Origin of the sequence: Candidatus Marinarcus aquaticus, assembly GCF_004116335.1 — a bacterium.
GTDB lineage: Bacteria > Campylobacterota > Campylobacteria > Campylobacterales > Arcobacteraceae > Marinarcus > Marinarcus aquaticus.
This window is the reverse complement of the sequence record NZ_PDKN01000007.1, coordinates 1-20764: the sequence shown is the minus strand read 5'-3', so window position 1 is coordinate 20764 and position 20764 is coordinate 1. Positions and strand designations below refer to the sequence as shown.

At 33.6% G+C, this 20764-nt stretch carries 21 protein-coding genes; 8 read left to right on the top strand and 13 right to left on the bottom strand.

All coding sequences use genetic code 11. The annotated features are described in order from the left end of the window. The first annotated feature begins 64 nt into the window (after window positions 1-64). The 8 genes from CRV04_RS09770 to CRV04_RS09735 are packed head-to-tail and all read left to right on the top strand — an operon-like array spanning window position 65 to window position 7618. Window positions 65-457 carry a hypothetical protein gene (locus CRV04_RS09770; protein ID WP_128996665.1) on the top strand — a complete coding sequence of 131 codons (393 nt, stop codon included), beginning with the start codon at window positions 65-67 and terminating at the stop codon, window positions 455-457. Beyond that, window positions 447-1577, top strand: a complete 1131-nt coding sequence (locus CRV04_RS09765; RefSeq protein ID WP_128996664.1) for a hypothetical protein — start codon at window positions 447-449, stop codon at window positions 1575-1577. The genes CRV04_RS09770 and CRV04_RS09765 overlap by 11 nt, the downstream gene beginning before the upstream one ends. Then, complete coding sequence (gene cysC, locus CRV04_RS09760) at window positions 1577-2098, top strand: adenylyl-sulfate kinase (RefSeq protein ID WP_128996760.1); 522 nt, start codon at window positions 1577-1579, stop codon at window positions 2096-2098. Before CRV04_RS09765 ends, cysC begins: the two co-directional genes overlap by 1 nt. Then, on the top strand, window positions 2098-2865 hold the full coding sequence (locus CRV04_RS09755; RefSeq protein WP_128996663.1) for a class I SAM-dependent methyltransferase: 768 nt from the start codon (window positions 2098-2100) through the stop codon (window positions 2863-2865). Before cysC ends, CRV04_RS09755 begins: the two co-directional genes overlap by 1 nt. Beyond that, window positions 2862-5183: a PEP-utilizing enzyme gene (locus CRV04_RS09750; protein WP_128996662.1), complete on the top strand. Its 2322-nt coding sequence runs from the start codon at window positions 2862-2864 to the stop codon at window positions 5181-5183. Before CRV04_RS09755 ends, CRV04_RS09750 begins: the two co-directional genes overlap by 4 nt. Further along, window positions 5180-5806: a gamma-glutamyl-gamma-aminobutyrate hydrolase family protein gene (locus CRV04_RS09745; RefSeq protein ID WP_128996661.1), complete on the top strand. Its 627-nt coding sequence runs from the start codon at window positions 5180-5182 to the stop codon at window positions 5804-5806. Before CRV04_RS09750 ends, CRV04_RS09745 begins: the two co-directional genes overlap by 4 nt. A 4-nt stretch (window positions 5807-5810) precedes the next feature. Continuing rightward, window positions 5811-6554 (top strand): phosphocholine cytidylyltransferase family protein, encoded by a 744-nt coding sequence (locus CRV04_RS09740; protein ID WP_128996660.1) that lies wholly within the window; start codon window positions 5811-5813, stop codon window positions 6552-6554. Window positions 6555-6556: 2 nt separating this feature from the next. Beyond that, window positions 6557-7618, top strand: a complete 1062-nt coding sequence (locus CRV04_RS09735) for a DUF354 domain-containing protein (protein ID WP_128996659.1) — start codon at window positions 6557-6559, stop codon at window positions 7616-7618. Window positions 7619-7629: 11 nt separating this feature from the next. On the opposite strand, the gene CRV04_RS09730 is transcribed toward CRV04_RS09735, so the two are convergent. From CRV04_RS09730 to CRV04_RS09670, 13 genes are all read right to left on the bottom strand, one after another. Continuing rightward, entirely contained in the window at window positions 7630-8316 is a 687-nt protein-coding gene (locus tag CRV04_RS09730) for an acylneuraminate cytidylyltransferase family protein (protein WP_128996658.1), read from the bottom strand. After that, on the bottom strand, window positions 8309-9361 hold the full coding sequence (locus CRV04_RS09725) for a nucleotidyltransferase family protein (protein ID WP_128996657.1): 1053 nt from the start codon (window positions 9359-9361) through the stop codon (window positions 8309-8311). Before CRV04_RS09725 ends, CRV04_RS09730 begins: the two co-directional genes overlap by 8 nt. After that, the gene (locus CRV04_RS09720; protein ID WP_128996656.1) at window positions 9358-10014 is read right to left on the bottom strand and encodes a PIG-L deacetylase family protein; all 657 of its coding nucleotides are present in this window, start codon (window positions 10012-10014) and stop codon (window positions 9358-9360) included. The genes CRV04_RS09725 and CRV04_RS09720 overlap by 4 nt, the downstream gene beginning before the upstream one ends. Further along, a complete protein-coding gene (locus CRV04_RS09715) occupies window positions 10011-10892 on the bottom strand; it encodes a formyltransferase family protein (protein WP_128996655.1) in 882 nt (293 codons plus the stop codon). The genes CRV04_RS09720 and CRV04_RS09715 overlap by 4 nt, the downstream gene beginning before the upstream one ends. Window position 10893: 1 nt before the next feature. After that, window positions 10894-12060, bottom strand: coding sequence for a UDP-N-acetylglucosamine 2-epimerase (gene neuC / locus CRV04_RS09710; protein WP_128996654.1), 1167 nt, complete (start codon window positions 12058-12060; stop codon window positions 10894-10896). After that, complete coding sequence (locus tag CRV04_RS09705; protein ID WP_128996653.1) at window positions 12057-12728, bottom strand: TylF/MycF/NovP-related O-methyltransferase; 672 nt, start codon at window positions 12726-12728, stop codon at window positions 12057-12059. The genes neuC and CRV04_RS09705 overlap by 4 nt, the downstream gene beginning before the upstream one ends. Before the next feature lie 10 nt (window positions 12729-12738). After that, entirely contained in the window at window positions 12739-13737 is a 999-nt protein-coding gene (gene neuB / locus CRV04_RS09700) for an N-acetylneuraminate synthase (RefSeq protein WP_128996652.1), read from the bottom strand. Then, on the bottom strand, window positions 13734-14312 hold the full coding sequence (locus CRV04_RS09695) for a NeuD/PglB/VioB family sugar acetyltransferase (protein WP_128996651.1): 579 nt from the start codon (window positions 14310-14312) through the stop codon (window positions 13734-13736). Before CRV04_RS09695 ends, neuB begins: the two co-directional genes overlap by 4 nt. After that, a complete protein-coding gene (locus tag CRV04_RS09690) occupies window positions 14309-15448 on the bottom strand; it encodes a LegC family aminotransferase (protein WP_128996650.1) in 1140 nt (379 codons plus the stop codon). Before CRV04_RS09690 ends, CRV04_RS09695 begins: the two co-directional genes overlap by 4 nt. A gap of 1 nt (window position 15449) precedes the next feature. Then, the gene (locus CRV04_RS09685) at window positions 15450-16640 is read right to left on the bottom strand and encodes a UDP-N-acetylglucosamine 4,6-dehydratase (RefSeq protein WP_128996649.1); all 1191 of its coding nucleotides are present in this window, start codon (window positions 16638-16640) and stop codon (window positions 15450-15452) included. Between the two features lie 13 nt (window positions 16641-16653). Next, window positions 16654-18042 carry a B12-binding domain-containing radical SAM protein gene (locus tag CRV04_RS09680; RefSeq protein WP_128996648.1) on the bottom strand — a complete coding sequence of 463 codons (1389 nt, stop codon included), beginning with the start codon at window positions 18040-18042 and terminating at the stop codon, window positions 16654-16656. Window positions 18043-18044: 2 nt separating this feature from the next. Beyond that, entirely contained in the window at window positions 18045-19919 is a 1875-nt protein-coding gene (locus CRV04_RS09675) for a motility associated factor glycosyltransferase family protein (protein WP_128996647.1), read from the bottom strand. 200 nt (window positions 19920-20119) lie between these two features. After that, window positions 20120-20764, bottom strand: a 645-nt coding sequence (locus CRV04_RS09670) for a flagellin (RefSeq protein ID WP_128996646.1), incomplete at its 5' end; no start/stop codon positions are given.

Sequence of the window (20764 nt, the reverse complement as noted above, 5' to 3'; positions counted from 1 at the left end):
AAGAGGATTATAAAAAAATAAATGATATAGTAAATAAATGATACAGTACATAAGGGGAGGGGAAATGAAGAGATTGTTTTTTTGTATTAATTTTGAAGAATTAAAAGATATAGAGTATGAAAATTCAATGTTTAATTCAGCAGTAGGATTTTCTATTCAATTATTAGAAACAATTAATAATAGTGATATTCAGATTACTTTTCACTCTTTTAATAAAGATATTTTAGCAGTAGTTAAAACCGTTGCTGATTCTAAAATTGAGTTTATAACAGATGAGGAGGTAATTCCTTTATTAAATAAGATTGATATTTTTATTGTTAATGATAAAAATATTGCTCAAACCAGTGAGCAGTATTTAACAATTTTGTATCACCCTTGTTATCAAAACCATGAAGAGAAGAACCTGCATATTGTTAATAGTTTATTTGATTTAAATAGGGTTTTGAATGCAGCCTGAGATAGACATATATAAGCGTCAAGTAGAAAAATGGAAACAACTTTTTTATTCTAAAGTAGAAAAAAATAAAAAATGTGTGGTAATGTTTTCTATGTTTGCAACTTACACATCACTTTTTGGAAATTTACATGAAAAGTTCAAAGAACTCGGTTGGTGTGTGATTAACCTTAAGTCTCCTCATTGTAAAGATGCAATGCTTGATAAAAAAGCAATTACTTTAGAAATTCCATTTTTTCAAAATGAATATTTTTTAGATTCTTTAAACTTAAAGGGCATAGATTTAATTATTTCCACTAATATTACAAGTAAGAATTTGATCTCTCAAAATGCTGTAGGTCTCTATTTGTCTCATGATGCATTTACAGGTGTTGTCCCAGAGAGTGGATATAAATATCTTTTTTTTGCAACGCAGAGTGCAATTTCATCTATGGTCAATGAAAAAAACAATTATGATTGTACGAATCGATGTTTTATTAAAGGGGGGTATTTAAAACTGGATGCAACGATTAAATCGTATGAATCTGTTAAAAACAATTATAAAGAAACAAAGAGTATTTTAATTGCACCCACTGTAAAGTCTCCTCAAACTGCAACTGAAGAGAGTTTGGCCTATAACGTTGGCTTTGATCAACATTTGATTGAGTTTTTATTGGAACAAACTTCTTATAGTATTATTTATCGAGCGCACCCTACAAGCTTAACTCACCCCTCTTATGATGTTTTAAAAACAAAATTTCAAGACAATCAAAGAGTTGAGTTTTCAAATAAATCTCTTTTAGAAGATTATGCCCGATCGTTATGTATGATAACTGACATTTCAACTACAGCATTTACTTACTCATTAACCACATTGAAGCCATCAATATTTTTTGCGCCAGGAGTCAAAGTATTTGATCCCCAAAGAAGACCTGTTGAGAAGTTAGGGTTTCATGCTAAAAAAACAAGTGATATTTTAAAAGTAATTGATACAATCAAAACAAACCAAGAAGCATATGCCAATAAAATTGAAAAATATAAAAAAGAAGCTATTTTTAATATAGGATGCAGTGAAGAGTACCTTTTAGAAAATCTAGAGTATATTTTAACGCATAAGAAGCATCCAAATTGGGTTTACACATGATGCAACAAAAAGGAAAACTCATTTGGGTAACCGGTCTAAGTGGAAGTGGAAAAACAACTATTGGAAAAGCAGTATATGAGAAATTAAAGAAAAAGTATGACAATACAGTTTTTTTAGATGGAGACATTTTTCGCGAAGTGTTAGGGAATGATTTGGGACATACTCCAAAAGATAGATTGGAAAATGCAAAAAGAATTCATAAAATGTGTAAATTCTTAATCTCTCAAGATATCAATGTCGTGTGTGCCACGATGTCTTTATATAAAGAGATACATGACCTTAATAGAAAAGAGATTGAAGAATATTTTGAGATTTTTATTGAGTGTACGATTGAAGAGTTGATAAAAAGAGATCAAAAAGGGTTATATTCAAAAGCTTTAAAAGGTCAAAGGGATGATGTTGTAGGTGTAAATTTACCGTATGACAGACCTCATAATTGTGAATTAATCATTGAAAACAGTGAAAACAATCACCTTAATGAAAAAGTAGAACAAATTTTAAATTTAATTGGAGAGAAGTGATGAAGCAAGGAGATTTTACAAAATTAGCCAAGCAGTATATTAATCGACCAGCATACAGTCAATTACTTTTAGAAAACTTGTTAAAGATAATGGAGTATAAGACAAAAAATGAAACTTTTCAAATCGTTGAGGTTGGAGCAGGAACAGGTAAGTTAACAAAAATGTTACTTGAAATGGGGTTATCTGTAATAGCAGTTGAACCTAATGATGCCATGCGAGAAGAAGGGATTAAATATACAAATAAATTTGAAAATGTGCAGTGGTTAAAAGGAAGTGGTGAAGAGACAGGAATAAAAGATAATATTGCTGATTGGGTTATTATGGCTTCTTCTTTTCATTGGACTGATCCACAAAAATCATTACCAGAGTTTGCACGTATTCTTAAAAGTGAAGGGTATTTTACAGCAATGTGGAATCCTAGAAATATTAAAATATCTGAGTTCCATACAAATATTGAAGAAAATATTAAAAAAATTGTTCCAGAATTAAAACGAGTCTCATCTGGAATTCAAAGTACACAAGAGTGGGAGTACGTATTAGTTTCTACAGGAGATTTTAAGAACTGTTTTTTTATGGAAACCGATCATATGGAATTGATGAGTAAAGAGAGATATATGGGTGCATGGCATTCAGTAAATGATATACAAGTTCAAGCAGGTGTTCAAAGGTGGAATGAAATCATTGCCATGATTGAAAAAGAAATAAAAGATTTAGAGATCATTGAAGTACCTTATAAAATCAGAGCATGGACTGCAAAAAAAGTATGAAACTATCATCGTTATCAAAAGCAAAAACATTAGAATATTTATCGAACAAAATTCTATCAGCTAAAATATTGCCTTTGAGTAGGTTTTATGTAAAGGATTATTTAAAGAACAAGCAAAGCATTTTAAATAAATGCTTAGAGTCTTTTGATGCTGAAATCATCGTTCGTTCTTCATCTTCAAATGAAGATAATGGTATCACATCTCATGCAGGTGGTTTTGAAAGTATACAAAATGTACAACTTAGGAAAAATGAGTTAGAAAAAGCTATTGACATGGTTATACAATCATATGGTGATGTTGTGAAGAATAAAGATGAAGTGTTTGTTCAACCCATGCTTAAAAATGTATCTATGAGTGGAGTAATTTTTACTGCAGACATAGATACATTGGCTCCTTATTATATTATTAATTATGATGAGAGCGGAAGTACAAATAGTGTGACAGGTGGTGAAGGTGAGAATTTAAAAACAAGAATTGTCTTTAAAAATTCAAAACAAGACAAAAATCACAAAATAAATCAACTTATTAAAGCTTCAAAAGAGTGTGAAGAAGTTTTTGAGAATCAATTTTTAGATATTGAGTTTGCTATAGTAGATGAAGTAATTTATATTTTACAAGTAAGAACGATTGTTACAAATAATAAGCTTGATTTAAGTGAGATAGCTTTAGAAAAGAGTTTAGAAAAACTATATAAAAAAATAAAGAAATTAAATGCACAACATCCAAAGTTACTAGGAAGTCGAAGTATATTTGGTGTTATGCCTGATTGGAATCCTGCTGAGATTATAGGTATAAAGCCCAAAAGGTTAGCCCTCTCATTATATAAAGAGATAGTTACAGATGAAATATGGGCATATCAAAGAGATAATTATGGTTATAGGAACTTGAGATCTTTTCCTTTATTGGTCTCTTTTTTAGGAGTACCTTTCATAGATGTAAGGGTCTCTTTTAACTCTTTTATTCCAGAAAACTTGCATAACAGTATAGCAGCTAAATTAGTTGAATTTTATCTTGAAGAACTCTCTAAAAATTCAAATAATCATGATAAAGTTGAATTTAAAATTGTATTTTCTTGTTATTATCTTGGAATTGATAAGAAATTAAAAAAACTACAACAACACGGTTTCAGTGATAATGAAATAAAAAGAATTGAGTTTGAACTTTTAGAGCTTACTAATAATATTATAGATATAAAAAATGGTTTGTATAAAAAAGATTTAAATAAAATTGAACTTTTAAAAGAGAAGTATAAGGATATAGTAGAATCAAATTTACCTATAATAGAGAAGATATATTGGCTTATTGAGGATTGTAAACGATATGGAACACTCCCATTTGCTGGAGTTGCAAGAGCAGCGTTTATTGCTGTACAATTCTTAAACTCATTTGTAGAAGAGAAGATTATAACATCTCAAGAACAATATCAATTTTTAAACAGTATCGAAACCATATCAAAAAAAATATCTGAAGATAAAAAATATTTATCGAAAAAAAAGTTTTTAGAGGATTATGGGCACTTAAGGCCAGGTACATATGATATCTGTTCAAAAAGATATGATGAAGCATATGATGAATACTTTTCAGGTTTTGGATGTGAAAGTAAGCAAGAAGCTTTTGAATTTTCAAAAGCTCAAAAAGAAAAAATAGAGCAACTTATCATTGAAAATGGACTTAAATGTAATTATGATGGATTAATAACATTTATTAAAGAATCGATTCAGGGTCGAGAGTATGCAAAGTTTATATTTACAAAACATTTGAGTAAAATATTGATCTATATAGAAGAGTTTGGCTGTAAAGTAAATGTGAGCAGAGATGACCTTGCATATTTAGATATTCAAAAATTTAAAAATCTTTATGCAACATTAGATCATCGTGATGTTAAAGATATTCTTAAAAAAGATATTGAGAAAAATAAAGAGTTTTATAAATATACACAAGCTATTAAGCTGCCTAGTTTAATTACTCATGAAGATGATATCTATAGTTTTTCTGTAGGAGTTGAAGAAGCAAATTTTGTAACACTCGAAAGGGTTACTTCAAATATAGCTGACATAGAGAACATTAATGAGATTAATGTAGAAGGAAAAATAGTTTGTATAAAGTCTGCTGATCCAGGGTATGATTATCTTTTTTCTAAAAATATCTCAGGTTTGATTACGTGTTATGGTGGGGCGAACTCTCATATGGCAATAAGGTGTGCAGAATTGAAAATTCCTGCTGTAATTGGCTGTGGTGAAAATATGTTTTTAAAGTATAAAAAAGCAAATATGATAACCATCGATGCTGCAAATAAACAAGTTAAGATTATATCATGAAAAAAATAGCAATAACTCAACGATTAATAGACCATACAGGAGATGATGAAGTTCGAGAAGCTTTGGATATTAACTATTGTAAATTTATGTATGAATGTGGTTTTTTACCAATAGCACTACCGTATGAAGTGAACTTTAAAAGCTATTTTAAGGAGTTAAATATTGAGGGTGTGTTATTAACTGGAGGTAATGATCTTAACGTATGTAATCCCAATGAACTCTCTAATAAAAGAGATGAATTTGAAAAACAGCTTATTAGTTATTGTATTGAACATAGTATTCCTGTGTTCGGGATATGTCGTGGGCTTCAAATTATTGCTCACTATTTTAATAGTAGTTTTATGGACGTCGAAAACCAAATTGGTACCCAACATCAATTATCTGTTAATCCAAAATCACAGTATTATGGAGATTTAATAAAGCTAGATAATGTCAATTCTTATCATAACTATGGTATAAAAGAGTTAGTATCGTCTTTATTATGTAGTGCATCTACTAAAGATGGCATAATCAAAGCTATTGAACATCGGCAGTATAAAATATTTGCTCAGATGTGGCATCCTGAACGAGAAAAGCCATTTAATCAAATACAACTCAATGTAATAAAAAATTTTTTTGGATAAAAATATGAAAGTAATAATTTTAGCGGCAGGTCAAGGAACTCGTTTACGACCTCTTACCAATAATCAACCAAAGTGTATGGTTGCATATAATTCTGTACCGATAATAAGAACAATTTTAAATTGTATCAAAGAGTGTGGCATAGATAAAACATCGATTGTAACAGGGTATAAATCCAATGTTCTGAAAGAGTACCTTAACAAAGAGCAAATCACTTATTTTGAAAATATCAAGTATGATTCAACCAATATGACCTATTCCCTTTTTTGTGCAAAAGAGTGGATGAATGATGATCTTATAATTTCTTATTCAGATATTATCTATGATAAACAAGTATTAAAAAAATTGATGGATGCACCTTCTGATATCAGTGTTGTTGTTGATAAAAGTTGGAAACAATTGTGGCTCCAGCGAATGGATAACCCTCTTCTTGATGCTGAAACTTTAAAAGTTGAAGATAATAAAATTATTGAACTGGGTAAAAAGCCAAGAGATTATAGTGAGATTGATGGTCAATATATTGGTTTAATTAAAATTTCAAAGAAAGTTTTGCCCAAGATAATTCACTTTTATGATGAAGTTTTACGAAAAAAATTATCACAAAATGAGTTTGATAATATGTATATGACAACTTTTATACAAGAAATTATTGATAACTTACATGAAGTTAATCCTGTTTGGATTGATGGGAAGTGGCTTGAAGTAGATTGCGTAAGCGATTTAGAGATTAAAATGATAAATAAGGTTTAATAATGATTTGGTTTGATTTAGTAACTCCAAAATCTGTTTTATTTTTTATTCCTATGATTAAAGAGATTGAAAAAAGAGGAAGAAAAGTTTTAATCACCGCAAGAGAAGGAAAAGATTACTCTGAAGTCGTGGAACTGTTAAGACTTTATAATATGGAATTTATAAATAGAGGAGAGTTTGGTGGAGCTTGCTTAAAAGATAAACTGCATGCATCAATTGAGAGGCAAAAAGCTTTGATGGAGTTTGTAACTCTTTATGATATTGACAGACTTGTGTGTTTATGTTCCGTTGATGCCAATCGTGTGGCTTTTGGTTTGGGTATACCTGTTGTTAATTTCTATGATATTCCTTTATCTGATTACAATACCAACTTTAAAAAAGCACTTCCTCAAGCAAGATTAACACTGCCTTTATCAAGTAAAGTTTTTAAACCTTTTGTAGTACCTGATGAAATTTTTTTAAGATTTTCATTGGATGAAGAACAAATCTTTGATTATGATTTCATTGACCCTGTCATATGGCTGAAACATTTTGAGCCAGATTTTGAATATGTTAAAAAGGTTCTGAAATCCTATAATCTTGATTTATCAAAAAAGATGATTATTATCAGAGAAGAGGAGTATAAATCCTCTTACGTAGATAAAAAATACCCTATTTTATATGAAGCATTAGAAGAGATTTATAATACAACAAATGCCAATATTATTATTATTCCAAGGTATGAAAGTGCATATTTAAAAGAGGAGTTCCCTTTTGCAACGGTATTAGAAGAAAAAATAGTCATTCAACACCTTTTAGCGTATGCAGACTTATTTATTGGTGGTGGAGGAACTTTAAATACCGAAGCATGTTTTTTTAATACACCAACAATCTCTACAAGAAGTTTTATATGTCATTATGATAAATTTCAAATTGACAATGGATTAATGGTATGGGTTAATTCAAAAGAGGATTTGTTAAAGAGTGTGTATGCATTGTTAAATAGTCAAAAGCAACAACATAATAATTGTTTAAATACAATGCAATTACATTTAAATAAGTTAGTTGATGAGATTTTAAGTTAAAATAAAACAGCTTATTTCTTCTCTAGAATAGTTTGTGCAAACAGAAAATCCAACTCATCATCAATATCAACTGAACTTTGTTTATCCATGATAAAAGCAAAAATATTCTCTTTTAAAAACAGAGAGTTCTCTTTGAGTAATGCGCTTGTTTTACAGATATAAATTGCTCCATTGAGTTGGTAGTATGTTGGGAGGTCTTGGCTTCTTTTTGTTTTTAACTCATCGCTTAAAAAATGGCTCATACTGTTGTCTTTTGGCAGCGTATTGCACCAAAGTGGAGAGTGCGCAGTGGGACTTACACTGATAATAGCATCCGCATTTTTTTCATGTAAAAGTTCAATGGCTTGGTCTATGTGTTGTGAAGTTCGAAGTGGACTGGTGGGTTGTAAAAGAACGATATACTCATAGTTAGCATGATATTGTAATACATGTTTAATCACATCAACTGTTGAAGAGCTGTCTTGGGCAAACTCACTCGGACGTTGTAAAGCTTCTACTTCTAATTGACTTGCAAGAGTAAGTATGGCTTCATCGTCACTTGAAACCACAATATGGCTAAGATACTGACTTTGTTTTGCTGCTTCAATACTCCACGTAATCAAAGGTTTCCCACACAAAGATAAACGATTTTTATTAGGTAAACGTTTACTTCCAGCTCGTGCAGGGATAATGGCTAGAAATGAGTTTGATTTATTCATCAAAGACCTTAAAGTACTCATTTTGAGCCTCTTCAAAATCACTCATTCGACCAATATCGAGCCAATATTCATGCAGAGGAAAAGAGATGGCTTTATGCTCTTTTGAAATGAGCTGTTCAAACAAAGTTGGCATGTCATAAAAACTGTTTTTAGGAATATAGTGCAACACCTCTGGAGATAAGACATAGATACCCGCATTGACAAAAAAAGTCTCAATAGGCTTTTCTTTAATTGAAGTGATACTGCTGTTTTGTGTTTGTATCACCCCATAAGGGATTTGATAATCATACTCTCTTACACACATTGTTGCAGTGGCATGTTCATGTATATGAAAATCTAAAAGATGTGTGAAGTTGACATTGGTCAGCAAATCGGCATTCATCACAAAAAAAGGCTCTTTGGGTTGAAATGGAAGTAGACTCAGTGCACCAGCCGTTCCTAATCGTTGGCTCTCTTCAATATAATCAATGCAGACACCAAATTTAGAACCATCACCAAAATACTCTTTGATCATCTCTGCTTTATAGTTCACACTGATGGTGATATTCACAAACCCATATTTGGAAAAGTTTTCAATGATGGTCTCTAAAATAGGTTTATTTCCCACTTTTAAAAGTGGTTTAGGCATTTTTTGAGTTAAAGGATGCAGTCTTGTACCTAATCCTCCTGCCATGAGAACAACTCGGTTTTTTCTCGTGGTTATTTTTAAAAGTGTGGCTAAATCTTCAATATCCACCAAATGCCCTTGGTCGTTTACAATGGGGATTTGATAGAGTTTTTTATGGATGGCTTTTTGTATGATGGCCTCTTTAGATTCGTTTATATTGGCCAACGTAGGGTTTTTAAAATAGATGCTCTCAATAGCTGAGTCCAAGTTCAATCCATTTAAAAGACCACGCCTAATATCTCCATCTGTGATGGTTCCAATGACTTTTTTATTTTTATCAATGACAATGGCAATTTTCATGGCACCACTGTCTATAATAGAAAGTGCCTCTTTAATCGTTGAAAGAGGTGAAACGGTAATGTCTTGAATCTCTTTCATTGAATCTCCTTAAGCAACATAAAACTCTCCGCATATTGGCATCCTGCAGTAGCACCACGTAAGGTTGCTAAAGCTTGAATATTTTCAATGCTTCTTGGAAAGGGGTGTGCTTGGATTTCACTTTTATACAGATTCATAATCTCAATTTTTTGCTGCATATAGTGTGTGATATCAACAAAGACATTAGGTGTAAAAGGGGAAGATGATACAGGAAAGAACTCTGTTTCACTTAAAATTTCCATCATATAAATTTTTTGAATAAATGGGTAACGAAATGTTTTGGTGCAACTGTAAGCTGCCTCAAAAAGTTTTCTGTGATCACTGTGAACATCATGGCAAAAAGGCAGATATAAAATATTGGGTTTAACCGTGTTTATAATCTTGGAAATCGATGATATAAGTTCGCTCATGGTGTACTCATCTGCTTGAGCTGTTTTAAGTTTGAGATGGTGCACAGATGTAAATTTATAAAGTGAAGCAACCTCTTTAAGCTCTTGTTCTCGCGTTGTAAAATAGGGGTGTGATTCATCCATGGTGGTGCAAATAAGCCAGTTTATCTCATCACCTTGGGCTTGATGTTTTAACAGTGTCCCTCCACAACCTAAAGTTTCATCATCAGGATGAGGGGCAATGACTAAAACTTTATTGCTCATAGATACTCTCCTATTTTTGGCAGAGTCGTGAATTCATGTTCAAGAATTTTGACCGCACCATCATTGGTTTTAACTATTATACAATTGTTTTCTACTGATAACACTTTACCTGGTTCAAGGCGTGGTTCTTTATAATCTAAGATTTCCACTTTCCAAACAGGAATATCAGTATTGTTATAGACAAGGTGAGCCCCAACATAAGGCTTAGAAAGGGCTCTTACAAGGTTATAGATACTTAGACTGTTCATCCTAAAATCAATTTTCCCATCGTTTTTTCCTCTTTTTCGCCAATAGTTTGCTTTGCTATGGTCTTGTGCTGTTTTTACATAGCTGTTTTGTTCCAGTTGGGGTAGAAACTCTTCAATCTGAGAAAGGGCTGTAAGCGTTATTTTTTTATACAAAGAGTATGCATCATCGTGGTCACTGATGTCAAACTCTTTTTGAGAGAGAATATCTCCACTATCAGCACCTTCATCCATAAAAAAGAAGGTGGTTGCAGATTGTTTTAGACCAAGAGCCAAACTCCAAATAATTGGGTGGCGTCCTCTGTTTAAAGGCAGTTTTGTAGGATGAAATCCTAATACGCCTAAAGCAGGGAGTTCTAACAGCTCTTTTTTAATCAGGTTTGACCAACCAAAACAAAAAACAATGTCGGGCTGGAGTGATTTAATCCATGCAATACTTTGAGGTGTATTAACATCTTCTGTGCAGTGACAAGGGATATGGTGCTTCTGACACAAGGGTTGTAAGTTGGCAAAGTCACTGTTAAAAGAAGAAGATTCTTTGGTACAAACACCAACGATATTGGCATTTAAATCTATCAGTTTTTCCAATGTTTGAAGTGAAAAATCAACGGTACCTATAAAAACTATTTTCATATTACACCTCTAAATCATAAAAGGACTTTTTTAAAATATTTTCTAATGAGACACTCTCTAAAACATTTACAATTTTCTGACTGCTGTTACCATTGTCATAAGGGTTTGTAACGCTTGGCAGTTGTTTTATAAAGGCATCGCTGTACAATTTATGTAAAGCAGATAAAATACTTTTTGTTTCAGGAAGACAATCAATAACAGAGTCTGCTTTTATTCGCCCTTTTTGACGGTCACCAATATTGATCGTACCTATTTGAAAGCTGGGAGCTTCAAGTAAACCACTTGAGCTGTTTCCCACAACTCCATCCACAAACTGTAAAGCGCTTAAGTATCTTAGTTGTCCCAGTGATTCAAAGGCGATAGAGTGTTGATAGTTCTTGTTTACATAGGCATCAATCATGGTATTGATAATGCGTCCATTGGTATCACTGTTGGCTTTGGTAAAGATGATATTGGTATGGTTAAGTGTATCAAGAGTATTCAGCAAAGCTTGAAACTGCTCTTGTGCTGTAGCATTTTCTAAAGTAACAGGATGAAAGGTCACCAGAAGATTTTTGTCATTCAATTTAAAATTAATGGATTCTTCAAACGCCTCTTTGTCAAGCAGTTGAAGCTTTTTAATACTCTCAATACCCAAAGCACCTACATTAAAAACATGGTCGGGTTGTTCTCCTAATTGAATGACGCGTTTTTGGTAGGTTTGGGTTGATGTAAAGTGAAGGTGACTCATCTTAGTAATACTGTGGCGAATCGCTTCATCAATGAGTCCTTCTGTTAACTCTCCTCCATGAATATGTGCAATCGGAATACGTGAAATCATCGCAGCATTTGCGGCTGTGAATATCTCATAACGATCACCTAAGAGAACAATCATGTCGGGCTTAAGTTCTTCATAGGCTTGTGCAAAACCCACTTGTGCAATTCCCATAGAGCGATTAATCTCCACTGCAGAATCACCTAGAAGTGGCATCTCTATTTTTTTATCAATATGAAACTCCTCTTCAATGACTTGATACGTCAAGCCAAATTCAGAAGAGAGATGCATACCCGTAACAAGTAGTTGCAGTTGTAAAGTTGAACTTTTTTCAATCTCTTTGAGCAACCAGTAGAGTAAACCGTACTCTGCACGTGTACCGGTGATGACACATATTTTTCTTTTTTGAGTCATATGTGCTCTTTTTTGATATAGACAGGAATCTTGTGACTGATATTGAGTTTTTTAAACTCTACATCTTTATCTTTAAAGAATTCATCTACTGCTTGAGTCTCACCAGGGAAGGTACCATAATCATCAAAAATAACAATTCCCCCTTTAACAATTCTTGGCCATAAGGTTTCAAGCGCTACTTTTGCAGGTTCATATACATCTGTATCAATATGTAAAAGAGCAATTTTAGTGTGAGGGTTGTGATTAAAGTATTCAGGTAAAGTGTGTACGATATCTCCTTTAACCAATTCGAAATTCTCAAACTGTTTAAAGCTGCAAATATGTTCTAACTCCTCTTTAGAAATAGAGTGTTCACCTGATTCTTCTGTAAATTTTTTAACATAGGGTTTGTCTTTTTCAAAAGAGGTTTCAGGAAATTGCGAAAAACTGTCAAAACCAATGACTTTACGAGATTTTTGATTTTCAAGCAGGTTTCTAAAACTCAACCATCGAAGAAAAGAGGCTCCTTTGAATACACCCGTTTCTACTACATCCCCCGGTAATTCATGAATCATTTTATACAACTCATAGTGAGATAGCAGTTTTCCTACACGTGAAATATCACTGGTGAGGTAAAATCCATTTTCATAATCAAAACTTTGTTCAGTTTCGTATTCAAAAAGTTTCATGCGTTTTCCTTTAGTCTATGAGTTCATCTTCTTGGTAGTCACGTTGAGCAATTTGTCCTAACACAACCTCCCAATTCATTGGGTTGATTCCTGTTCCGGGTCGTTTAATTGTGAGGTTTTCAGCTGTAAAAATCTCTCCTTTTTTTATGGCTTGTTTTGCCACAATTGATTTACGAACCACGCTCATGTTTTTTATTTCACTGGGTGAGGGTTGTTTCACTCCATTGCCCAAAGCTTGTTCAATATTTCGAATGGTCTGAACCATCGCTTTTAACTCCTCTGGTTCTAGACTTGCTTTATGGTCAGGCCCTTCCATGTCTTTATCCAAAGTAAAATGTTTTTCAATACAACATGCGCCTAATGCAACGGCTGCAATATCCACTTCAATGCCTAAGGTATGGTCACTGTACCCATATTTTATATCAAAGGTTTTACCAATGGTTTGCATCGCTTTTAAATTCACATCACACATGGGTGTAGGGTATTGCGTATTGGCATGCAGTACGGTGATGTTCTCTTTTTGTGTGCCTGCTTGAATTAACACACCTAAGGCCAATTGAATCTCATCCATATTGGACATCCCTGTTGAGAGAATAACTTTTTTATTCAGACTTCCAATGTGTTGTAAATAAGGAAGATTGGTGATTTCTCCACTGGGAATTTTAAAAATATCCAGACCTAACTCGTTTAGAAGTTCAATGCTGTCATGGTCAAAGGGGGTGGATAAAAAAAGAATCTTTTTCTCTTTACAATAGTCAAGCAACGTATGGTGAGCCTCTATGTCCAACTCCAGCTTTTTAATCATCTCAAACTGAGACTCTTTTGCGTTGGTGGTCTCTTTTTGGTAATCGGCTTTTTGAGTATCTTTACACACCAAATTTTCCGTTTTAAATGTCTGAAATTTTACGGCATCGGCTTTTGCTTCAACAGCAGCATCAATGAGCTTTTTAGCCAATTCAAGAGAGCCATTGTGGTTCACACCCGCTTCAGCAATGATAAAAACCTTCATCGTATCACACTGCCTGCTTTTACGAATTGATTAATGGTTACTCCCTCTTTAGTCGTGGCATTACTTCCTACAAAGGTGTGTGCTTCAATTTTGACATTTCCATTAATGATACACCCCGTAGAGATATGACAGTGGTCTTCAACTATGGCATCATGTTCAATTAAGGCTTTGGTGTTGATAATACAATTTTTACCAATGTTGACGTTGGCATTGATTAAGGCTTGGTGCATCACCACTGTTCCCTCTTCAATGTTTGCATGTTGTGAAACATACGACAAAGGGGAGATGATGATGGGCAGATGAAATCCAATCTTTTTGAGTTTATTAAATAAGTCAACTCTTATTTGGTTGCTTTGAATGTGACCTATTGTAATGAGCGCATTTGGGCATTGTAAAAAGAGTGTTTCCAAGTCCTCATCACAGCCAATAACCTCATAACCCAACACAGTTTTCCCTACACTCTCTTTAACGTCTACAATACCAATAATAGTGTATTTGTCTTCTTGTTCAATCACATCAATGACACTGTGGCAATGTCCACCACCACCAATTAAAATAATAGGCTCTTTTTTCATACTCTCACCGAACTGGGGATATTTACAACTCTTTGTTCAAGATATTGTGCATTGGTCAAATCATCTTTTTGACAATGTCTAAACATCTCTAACTCATTTAACAACCTCCAAATAGGTCGCGTCATCACTTGGTTTGTATTGCTGAACTCTAAAAATGCATCTCTTTGCTCTTTGGTTTCAAATTGTATGGCTTGCAACCAGTAGTTGGATTGTGCATGAGTAGGTTCTTTTATAAACTCTATCTTAGCATAAGCAGCAAAAAAATTGTCATAAATACGTGAGAGTTCACGTTTAGATTTTAAAAATGCTTCCAGTTGTTCAAGTTGTGCAACTAAAAGTGCCGCATTGATATTGGGAAGGCGATAGTTATACCCTATTTCATCATGGACATATTCATAGGCGTGAGCTATCTTTGCTGTGGTTGTAAGATGTTTTGCTTTTTGTGCTAAAACTTCATCATTGGTTACAATGACACCTCCACCACCTGAAGTAATAATTTTATTGCCATTAAAACTAAAAGCACCTAATGTACCAAAAGTACCAGTGTGTTGCTTTTTATAATAGCTGCCTAAAGATTCTGCGGCATCTTCTATGAGCGTGATATGCCACGCGTCACAGAGTTGCTTGATGGTGTCAATTTCACATGGGTGACCAAAGGTGTGCATGGGAACGCACGCTTTGATTCTTTTGTTCGTTGTTTTATTAATACATTGCTCATTGATGCATTCACAATGGGTGTGAAGAAATTTTTCCAAAGCCTGAGCAGACAAACCTAAAGTATTTTTGTCCACATCAAGAAAAATAGGTTGCGCTTGAGTATACGCAATGGCATTACACGTGGCAATAAAAGAGAGGGGTTGTGTGATGACTTCATCCTCTTTTGTTACACCTGCAACAAGCAGTGCAATATGAAGAGCGGCAGTACCATTAACTGTGGCAATGGCATATTTACTGCCAACTTTTTGTGCAAACTCTTTTTCAAAGGTATCTACATATTTCCCAACGCTAGAGACATAAGTTGAATCAATGCATTCATTTAAGTAGTTTTTTTCATTACCTAAAAATCGTGGCTCATGCAGAGGTATAAACTCTTTTGTATGAAATGTTTGTTGAATAAAGCTGACTATATCTTTCATATTACATCTTTCCATCAAGGTACTTCCCTGTCTCTTTGTGTTCAAAGTCAGGAATGAGTTTCAAAAACTCTTTAAGTATATCCTCTTTGGACCATGAAAGTTCACTTTTAAGATGTTTTATTATCTGTGTGAAATGGTTCAAGTTTTCTTCATCATACAAGGCATCATTTTTTATAACGCCCAAACTCTTAAAACGATGCATATCTAACTGTTCATTTTCAGTAAAAAACTCTTCAAAGTCTTTTTCACCTGTGGTATCACTTGTTGTAAATAAACAAGGCCATTTCCCTTCAGCAGGGAGTTTTTTCGATAACTCTCTGGCTTGATTTTCATCGTTACAAATAAAGGCGTCATAGCCTAAGTTCTTTAAGTATCTCGTTGTAATTTCAGCAAAAGTAATCAGATGCAAGTGTTCACTTAATTTAGGGAAAAAGATATCTCGATTCTCTCCAAAAATGCATGACATCAAACAAAGTTCACCAGACTCTTGAGGGGTTACAAAATAGCGTTTGATATCATTGGGTGCCACAAGTGGCTGCTCTTTTTGAATTCTTTGATTAAACCCATGCAATAAACTTCCATCACTGAATGCCACATTGGCAAAACGTGCCATAGAAACATCAATTTGTTTGGATTTTCTCATTACAAACATCTCCATGATACGTTTACTTGCACCCATCATATTCACAGGATTGGCTGCTTTATCCGTACTGACACAAAAGTATTTTTTAGTCCCTTTATCAATGGCTTGTTGCATGGTTTTGTCGGTATTGAAAATATTGGTATCAATCATGCGCATAAGGGTATATGGGTCTTTCTCACTTCGTACATGTTTGAGTGCAGAAAGATTCAGAACATAGTCATACTTCCCATCTTGTTTAATAAATGCATCATATTCGCTACTTCCAATATCCAAAGCATATGTAGCAAACTCACCTTTGATATATCCCATACTGCTTCGTATGTCTCGTACGAGTTCGACAAGATTGTTTTCAGAGATATCAACCACATGCAGTTTTTTAGGATGACGTTTAAAAATCTCTTTCGTTACAGCTTGACCAATACTGCCAGCCCCACCTAAAACTAAAAATGAAGCGTCTTGAACATGTTGTGCTAATTGTTCATGCAATTGTTTTAAGTCTTCAGTGAATAAAGCTTCTGTTCTTCCTAAAAGATGCAGTGTATTGTTCATCCATGGCTCCTATTTATGTCTGTCTGAAACCTCGAAAAGAGGCATCTTTATTTTTATACAAGTTATCAAGTTGTTGGGTGGTTTTTTCAACTAATCGTTTTTGATAGTTTTGCAACAATATCGAGTTGGCTTCGTGTAAAGCATCATAAAACTCTTCGTCACTGAGTTTTGTAAAGTTACAGGTCATTAAATCTGAGTTGGTGTGTTTGTTCTCATAAAAATCTGCAACATCTTTAAGAAGCCCCTCTTTAATGGCATGATAATATAAAGGAGACCCCGGGTACGGAGTGACTGGACGTATGGTTCTAAGTTGCGCACCATCATCATACTTTAAAAGGAAGTCTACCCCTTGCATTAAGGTCTCTTTGGTTTCATCAATGTTCCCAAAGATAATATTAAACCCAGGGCTAATTCCTTCATCCAGAGTTGCTTGAATTCCTGATTCTATCTGTTTGGTTGTAAGTACTTTGTCCATATTTTTTAATATGGTATCATCAAATGCTTCAATCCCATAGTTGATAAAAACACAGCCTGCTTCTTTCATCAGTTTTAGAACTTTCGGCTTGGCATAGTTAAGCCGACCATTACAATCCCATTTAATTTTAATACCAGATTTAATGATATCTTCACACAAACTCATGGTTCGACCAATAGAAGACATGAGCAGTTCATCTGAAAATGCAATATAAGTAATGCCATAGTTTTTTTGAAGATATTTAATCTCCTCAATAATGGCTTCATTGCTTCGTGCTCGAAAACCCTTATCCATACGATAGCAAAAATTACAGGTAAAAGTACATCCTCTGCCACTAAGAACAGGCATAATAAAATCAGTGGAAGTACAGTTTGGCATACGAAGCAGTCTATAGTGCTCAATATTAAAAAGATGATATGCTGGCATAGGTATGCTGTCTACATCTTCAATTAAAGGGCGATCTGCATTCACATACATTTTTCCATCTTCTTCATAGGCAATGCCAAGAACACTACTGAAAGATTTTTTTTGTTTATAGTGTTCAAGTAGATCTATGATGGTGTTTTCACCCTCACCACGTATAATCACATCAGCACCTGTTTTTTCTAGAAAGTAGTGGGGTGCAGGACTTGGACCAAATCCTCCAATAATATAAAGAGGTCTTTGTGTTGATTGGTTAATGGCATCTGAAATCTTTAAAGCTTTTTTATACTCATAATAGCCACCAATAAAGCTTAAACCTACAACATCATAATATTCGTTGTTAAGTTTCTCAGTAAGGTGAGATTCTGGATAGTGATGAATGTCTTGTTCATAGATTTCGACTTCATAGTTGTGTTTAAGAAGTGTTCCTGCAATATATGCCATGCCCTGAGGAAACCACTGAACGAGTGATTCATTGTCATAAGTAATCAGAAGAACTTTCATCTCTATCTCTCTTTTATATCTGAATAGATGCTGTCTATTTTTTGAAACAGAGTCTCTATTTGTTTTTGTCTGATAGGCTCTACTACACTTTTGTCTTCAAAAAAATTGTAGTAAGGGTTTGTTAAATTAAAGTATTTATTCACAATGCTCATCACTATAGAGTATTCAAATTTTCTTTTAAGTTGTAGAAAGTTTTTATAAATATTTGTATCTGTTTTAAGTGATATCAGTTTTTTAAGCACTTTTTTCTCTTTTTGAATCGCTTTGATGTCTTTTTCATTCATCTGGTGTTTACTGTGAGACTCTAAAAATATTTTCAACTCTTTATGTAGGCTCTGCTTATCAAAAGAGTCTTCTGAAAATACTATATCATTTGGATGCCGTGGAGTGGTATTATAAAAATAGGCACCATCCGATAAGTTATAGATACGAGTATCGCTGTTTAAATGTGCTAAGCGCTCTTTGAGGTGCTCTATCATCTCAAAATACTCTGTAAATGTAGGCACTTCATCTTCAAAATTCCCTTTAACATAGTGAATGTCTTTTTCAAAATCTACAGATGGCGAATCTTTTGTTTGTGTTAAATCCACACTGCTTGAAGAGGGGTGAGTATTGACATAAGTTGCTCCTGTTTTACTGATAGCTGCATCAATTCCTAATAAATAAAGCTCATTGCTTCCTAACTTAAGCAGCACATCTATACCTACATCTCCAACGGTAATACCTGAAAAAAATCCATTTTCGAAAAAGAGTTCTAAGGTATTTTGCATAAAAAATATGGGATTGTTTTTCAATCGGGCATATACAGCTGCATCAATTTTTATGGATGAAAGAATAATACTCTTTTCAAATATCTGGTTTGTCTCAGGAAATTGCGTGATGACTTCATGTTTGCCTTCAATTAATATAACAATATCAGGATTTATGTTATGAAGTTCAAGTTGTTTAAGTGTGGCAGAGGCTGCAACGATGATAAACGTATCTTTATGCTCTTGTAACCATTGAATGTTTTCACCTAAAGAGGGACCAGCTCCCAATAAAATTACGGGTTTGTCGTTGAAAAATGAGTAATTGGTTGAAAGATTTAAAATGGGTTTATGCTCTTTTAAAAAGTATTCGTATCCTCGTTTTAAACTGATGAGGTATTCACTAAACGGGTATCTCATTTCACTGAATTGTGTAAGCTGTAAAGAGAGCGTTTCAAGATAGTGTTCATATGTTTTGTGGGAAAGTTCATAGTGAATAAGATGGTTGAACTCTTGTTTGTCTTGTAAAAACTTTTGTATCGTTGTATTAAACTCCAATGAGCTTTGAGCGATGCAAAAGTGTAGTGAAGCATCTTTGGCTAATTCTGTGTAGTCGGTCATAAACATTGAGAGTCTGAATATCTCAATATCAGGTTCGATGATTAAATATGATTTGGCTTGAAATTGTGCATGAAAATCATTCAGATGAACACCCAATAACGTTCCAATAAATACAAACTTTTGGATGGCATGGTTGATGTTGTTTTCATTTATGTGTTCGATATATTCATTGAGGTATTCATAGGCATTGATTTCATTTTCATAATGACGCTCTTTTTTTATTGCATCTAATTTAATCATGGCAAAGGCATTTGAAAAACTAAAAGCATTGAGTCGCTGTTTTGCTTCTACAAAGGGATCCATACTGTAATAAGTTTGCTTGTTATTTACATTGATAAGTTGAAAAGAGTCATTAATAAACTCAATAGAGTGGTTTTCAATATGTAAATTTTCAAACTCAATAATTTGTTGATATAAATGGGGATAAGTTGTTTTAAAGAAGTTGAAATTTTTAATAAATATTTGTTGCAAAGTTTGTTGCAGTTGTTCAAATTCTTGTTGTTTATTCATGTAATAGTATAGTCATAAATCCATTAAATAAAGATTATAAAATCCCTGTGAAAAGGGGAATAAAAGCCCAAGGTGGATAACCCTTGGGCTTCATAAAAGAAAATAAAGTGCTTGAACTAGATTACTTTGTTATTCGAAGTAATCTAAGAACGTTTTCACAGAAACGTATATCGCAGTAGCGATGCTACTGCTTTAACGACTTATTGTAAAAGTCTCAATACGTTTTGTTGCGCAGCGTTAGATTGTGCAATTGCATAAGCACCCGCTTGCGAGATAATGTTTTGTTTGTTGAAGTTAGCAGATTCTTCCGCGTAATCAACGTCTCGAATAATTGCTTCAGCCGCTTTTACATTTGTTGCTTGAGTCATTAAGTTTCGTACTGCTGACTCTACTTGGTTTTGTACAGAACCCACTGCACTTCGGTATTTATTCAGGTCTGTAATGGCCGTATCAACTGTTGTTTGTGCTGTTGCAGCTGAACCTGCACCAATAGTAGTAATACTGGTATATGCATTTAAACTTAAACCCGTTGTATTTGCATTAATGGTACTTGTACTAATTGCATTATTGGTTGAATCTTCACCCACTTGGAATGTCATTGCAGTAGCTGCAGCATTACCAGCTGCATTTGAAATCAATTGCGTACCATTATAATTGGTTGATTTAGCAATATTATCAAGTTGTGTTAATAATTTAGCAATATCCGCAGCAATAGCATTTCTACCCGCACTAGACGTAGTAGCCGTATTGGCTTGGATTAATTTGGCTTTAACGGTATCAAGAATGTTTGATTGTTCCGCCATTGATTTATCTGCAATTTGTAATAAAGCAATCGCAGAGTTACC